This window comes from Thermogutta sp. (genome assembly GCF_014359955.1).
Taxonomy (GTDB): Bacteria; Planctomycetota; Planctomycetia; order Pirellulales; family Thermoguttaceae; genus Thermogutta.
Genome location: NZ_JACIYL010000233.1, coordinates 1 through 5,626 on the forward strand (window position 1 = coordinate 1; position 5,626 = coordinate 5,626).

A 5,626-nucleotide genomic window follows, 5' to 3' on the forward strand; every position below is an offset into this window, starting at 1 on the left:
GAAACAGACAATCACTGGATCCAGATCGACCTCCGTCAGTCGGGAAAGAATTGTTTCGGAGTGGGGAGCCGGGTGAAGGTCGTGGCGGGCGACCTTGTTCAGTATGACGAGGTCCATGCAGGTCGGGGATATCAAAGCCACTGGGGATTGCGGCTGCACTTCGGATTGGGCAGCCACGACCATGTGGACCGACTTGAAGTCTTCTGGCATGGCGGGGGCCACGACACGATCGAAAACATACCGGCCGACCAGATCATCACCGTCCGTCGTGGCGGCACATGGACGCGCTCCCGTGTACCGGGAAAGTAATCACCCGGTGCGTCGTACCCAGGACGGGGCCGCCATGCGTGCCGAAAAAAATCAAGTCTGGTGCCTACGCGGACCACCAGACTGATCAGCGCAGGTCGTGATGCGCACGGGCCTGCAAAAGAAGCGGCGTTACTTTTGTTGGGCGGAAGAATTGGCCTCCGAAGCAGCTCCACCGTTTTGAGACGTGGCGGACGGACCTTGCTGTTGCCCTGGTTGCGACGCAGCGGCATTTTCCCCCGTTTGTGTTGGCGTTTCTGGGGCCTGTGGCTGGCTGGTTTCAGTGCCGCTCGCCGGCTGTTTTTGACCGGTCTCGGGCTTGTTCTCGGAGGGAGCGGCCGGGCTTTGTGCAGGGGATTGCTCACCAGGCTTTTGGCCCGTTTCAGTGGTCGCGGGCTGTTTCTCGCCGGTCTGATCGGACTTTTGTTCCGTCTGTTGTTCTTTTTCCGTCTGTTGTTCTTTCTTCTTGATAATATCGTTCAGGCCGAGATGGATCTTGCGATACACCTCGTCGGAAATGATGTAGTACCAGTCGGCAAAACGCGCGTTGAGTTCTTTGACCCTTTCCTGACCCTTTTTAAGTTTTTCCTGATATTCGTCCTGCTTGCGTTTATTCTCTTTTTCAATCCGCTCCCGTTCGGCTTTGATATCCTCCGCTTTTTTCTGCGGTTGAGAGCTCTGTTGCCCTTCCTGAGCCGCGGCATCGGACTTCCCTTGATCAGGCGCAGACTTCGTCGCCTCATCCTTGGCTTGCTGGGCAGTATTTTGAGCGTTCGCGGAGGGCGTCTGGACGCTACGCGCTGGTGTGGACTCTTCGCCAGACTGTTTCGTTACACTCGACTTTTCATTCGCTTCCTCTGCCGCGATGGTGCTTTTTTGTTCGCTACTGGACGTGGACTGCTGTCCGGACGGCTGCGCGGGGCTGCCGGTGTTCTCTGCCGGCAATTCAGGGAGCGGCTCAAGCTCGGGTTTGGGAATCAGTTCCGGGTCGAATTCTGCCACCACAAAGAGATAGCGATTGACTCCCGACGATCCTGTACCTTCACCCTGCCCCTCAACAACGCGGCCGAATCGGAGGAGATACCGCACACCATCCTTCATCCCCACGCGAACTTCTCCCTCGCTGGAAATCACTTCCACATCACCCGGCTTGATCTGTCGTTGTCCAACCATCGGGAAGATCTGGTAGAATTGCTGGGCCGATGCGAGGAAAAACCCTGCTTCCGCCAGGGAAGCGGCCGTTTCTTTATTCGCTGTGACGGATCCGTCGGCACTCAGGCTCGCGCTGATACCCTGCGGTTTGCGCCGCACGTCCACGATCTTCAAATCGTCCAGCGCTGTTCGCAATCCATCGAGCTTGGCCGTGTCGAGCTCTTCATCCGAAGCCAACTCGCGAGGTTCCCACGTGCCTTTGTCGAGGTTGAAGATCAGGCTGCGGACCAGCTTCCAGCGGGGATTTCCCAGGTCGTCATAAGAGAGCACAACTTGCGATCGCGGCGTGATACCTGCCGTCACCGGATCAAACGAGTAATCATGTAATTGCACGTCACGAATATCCCAGGGATTAAGCTGGAGAAGGTCTTTTTCTATCCAGTCGCCGAATTCGCTAGAAAACTTGTCATCAGACAGTTTAACAACGTACACCGGCTCTGCCCCCTTCACACGCACGTAACGCAGTTCCTCACGGTCGGGTACCTTATTACCAATAATCACGTCGGCGAGCACCTTATCGCTCCGGTCGCGGAATATGACGCGTTTTCCAACTCCCCGCGTAATAGTTTTAATGGCATCGTTCGTCGGCTCGACGACACCGTACATAACAAGCTCGTCCTGGGTGGGTGATTCGCTCGCCACGTCCAGGATTTTAACACCAATGAGGGCAGTGGCCGCCTGAGCCAGATGCTCTTTTGCATCGGCAGGATAATTCTCGTGACTGGGAATGCACCAGCGGTTGTTGATCTGGGCAACCTTGAAATTCTTGATCCGCACCGTGTTGGGATCGTACTCGAAGATTTCCAGGCTGGTGGCTGCAAGGGCGTCAGTGAGATTCGGACAGAGTAGCTGACCTCTTAGCTCGGTTTTGATATTCGTAGTTGGAGTATAATGGCTCCACCACGCAATAACGAGGATGACCGACGTCGCGCCGATGAAGGCGAGCGTTTTTTTGATTTCGTTATTCATCGCTGCTTATCTCCTCAACTCCCTCGCAGGATGTCGCTGTCAGGAATAAGTTGGCTTGTTTCAGATTGATTGGCGTGAAGTCGAGCCTTCGTTTTCTTCCATTACTCAGTTAAGTTGTATCGGTGCCAGAGTTTACTCCCTGAAGTAACCATCAGGTCTTTTCCGAGCTCGTGACCGCAGCCTTGCTGGCGGTCTTGACAGACGACGATCGTCGCACCCGCCGGGAGCTCGGGATACCCTCCATTTCCTTGGCCCGTCTCCAGACGAAGACGACCACGGCGAGCGCCAGCGGGAAGAGCGGTGGAATGATCACGGAGACCATCTTGTAGAAATTCTGTAAACGCCGCACATAAAGGCTGAGCTCGGTTTCGATTCGTTCCAGCGCCCGGTCTCGCTTTTGCCGTTCTTCTTCCATACGGGCATTAAGGCGGCGCTCACCCTGCTCCTGAGCAATGGCCACCCGTCGGAGAATCTCGTCGAGGCTGATGTTTTGCTTTTTCATGTCCTCTTCGAGCTTCTTCACACTTTGTTCGAGCTTTTCCCTTTCTTCGCGCTCGATCTTGTTGTAGGCCTCCTGGAGTTTCTGGCGTTCCTCGGCCGCGCGAGCGCGAGCCGCTTCGGTCGCCCGCTCGATGGTGGTCAGGGTGCGATGTTTGGGCCGTCGATTCCGGATATCAATGAATCGGTCGTCCCCGGCTACCCAGTCAATCAGGTTCAGCACCATGGTGACGTTGTCGAAGCTCAGCTTAATATCGAGGCCGGGAAGGTCCTGACGTTGCCGGAGGCGGAAAAACGTCTCGTGAAGCATATCAATATCCGAGACCAGAACAACTTTAACGTCATGTTGTTTATTGGGAAGTTCTTCAACTTTCTCAGAATTCTGGTCTCCGTTGGAACTGTTTTCCGTCTTAGTGATTTTCATTTCCGGCAGTTTGCCTTCGATAGCGGCGGCCAGGATGTATTCCGTGCGGGTAGGACGGAATTCGCGATTCCGGTTCAGTTCCCGCGTCCCGGTGAGGAAGTCCATTCGGAAAATGTCGTCGTGGTTGATCAAGCCTGTAACGCGGCCCGTTCGCACCAGGGGGGTGAATTTCATCGTGGAGCTGTTCAGTTTGGTGATGGCACCGGGGAATGGGAACAGAACCTGTTGCAGCCCACCAACCGCCGGAATTTGTCGGTTAAACGGTTCCTCGGCACCGCAGCTCCAGTTGACGAAGACGAATTCAGGGTTCTCTTCAAAAAGCTGGAATTTGGGATAGGGATTGTACCTCTGCCAGACGATCTCGTTGGCCGTGAAATCGATGCCCAGCTTCCGCCACAGTTTGGTGATGTCCCCTTTCGGCAAGGGCCGCATGCCGAACATCATCATCTGTTGCGGCGGCCGTCGCTCCTGACCTGTCCCTGCCACGTTGGATGCGAATAACGGCATTGGATCTTCGAAAATGACGGTGGGCTGGCCGTAACTGATCGCCGCGATGAACCGGTCCATATCCTCTGGCGCAAGGGTGCTGGGCTGCACAGCCAGGAGGACGTCCCACCGTCCCAGTTTCATCGCTTCCTCCTTGACTTTGGCCTTGCACTGCTCCTTTTGTTGGTCCGTAAGTTTTTCCGTCGGGACGTTCAGACCGAGCAACTCCCGGCCACGTTCAATGATTTTGTCCTCGCTGGCATCGGTAAGACCCAGCACCTTCATGCCTGCCTTTTCGCACTCTTCGTCGTTGGTCACAAGATCCGCGGGCTCCACCCGTACCACCTCGTATTGCTTCTGCAATTCGTCCACAATGGGCCAGCGATCTTCTCCGCCCTGAAAACTGAATTGACCGAAAAGCTGGGCATCGGTCGTGAGGATGCCCACTCGTTTTCGCTTCTGCTGCGTGACCGTGGCGATGGATCGGATCAACTCATATTCCACGGGAATATCTCGATCGATAAACGGGACGACGACTTTTTCCAGGCCACAGGTAAAAGCCACACCCATAAAGATCCGGTGCTCCGTCCATCGGCCCTGCTGAAGGGCGAAGACACGTTGTGGCGTGATGTTGAACCGGTCCGCTGCTCGTTGGGCTTCCGCCGAGAACAGTTCTGTATTATTGATGCGAACCCGGACGTTCTTGGCCCTGGCTTCGAATTCTTTCAGCAAATTGATGAGGTTGGCACGCGTCTGGATATACGACTCGGGTACCTCTGGACTGATAAAGGCTTCAATCTGAACGACGTGCTTGGGGTCCAGCGAGCGAAGAATCTGGAGCGTATGGGGCGACAGCGAACTGATTTTTTCGCTGGTAATATCCACACGCACGTCAGCCGCTTGAAGAACAGCCACCAACCCCAAACTTGCCGCCGCAAGGGCGAGGGTTCGTAGCGTGAAGTGGGCAGGCATCAGCGCGACGGCACGAGGGAAAGTGGCCCAACCCAGGAAAAAGAGCATATGAAGGGCAATCAGAATCGCCATGAGCGTCCAGAAGACCCATCCAGAGCTCAGCTTTTCTCCCCACAGGATGGCGATAACGGCCGCTGCGATGACCGTTACCACCTGGGCCGCGGGCGCCACGAAGTGAATCGGTGTGATTGTTTCCTTCCGCGGGAATTGTTGCCAGATGTAGAGGAGAGCGGCATGCAGGATCAAATAGCCGATCACAAGGCCAATGATCCAGAACGTGGAGCCGCCTAACTTGCTGGCGAAGATGCTCCCTAACAATGCGAAGCTGCCCAGCCAGGCGAGATGGAGCACTGCGAAGAACAATCCGGAAGGAAGTCGGGATTCGCCCGTCGGCCAGTGTCGTCGGCCGATCAACACCATCGCGACATAGAGTGTTACCGCAGCAATGAGCACAAAATACGCGAAGCCGGAAAGCGTGATCAGACCGCGGCCAAAGTTGGCAAACTGTTCGGCGATGCTCCAGGCTTTAGCGCGAATGGCAAGGTCCTGACGCAGGATGACATCCGCTGAGGACAGGAAGACGGCAGGCGCATTGAGCAGCACACCCAGGATATACGCCACGGTGAGATTGGCCGTAAAAAACGAGGCGACCATGCCAATCCCCAGCATGGCCAGGCCCATCAACCAGTAGCCAAGGTAGGTTGCCACAAACAGACCGAAATCCGGGTCACCCAAACTCCGTAACACTGCGTAATTGCA

The 5,626-nt window shown here is 55.6% G+C and carries 3 protein-coding genes; 1 reads left to right on the forward strand and 2 read right to left on the reverse strand.

All coding sequences use genetic code 11. The features are described from left to right. The coding region (locus tag H5U08_RS08910; protein WP_297032294.1) for an ASPIC/UnbV domain-containing protein at positions 1–309 on the forward strand (309 nt) is incomplete at its 5' end. 129 nt (positions 310–438) lie between these two features. On the opposite strand, the gene H5U08_RS08915 is transcribed toward H5U08_RS08910, so the two are convergent. After that, the gene (locus tag H5U08_RS08915) at positions 439–2,487 is read right to left on the reverse strand and encodes a DUF4340 domain-containing protein (protein WP_297032296.1); all 2,049 of its coding nucleotides are present in this window, start codon (positions 2,485–2,487) and stop codon (positions 439–441) included. Between the two features lie 151 nt (positions 2,488–2,638). Continuing rightward, a partial coding sequence (locus H5U08_RS08920; RefSeq protein WP_297032297.1) for a Gldg family protein occupies positions 2,639–5,626 on the reverse strand: 2,988 nt, incomplete at its 5' end.

Bases quoted from the DNA above. Each gene is read 5' to 3' on its own strand.
- H5U08_RS08915 (WP_297032296.1), bottom strand. From the start codon at position 2,487: ATGAATAACGAAATCAAAAAAACGCTCGCCTTCATCGGCGCGACGTCG.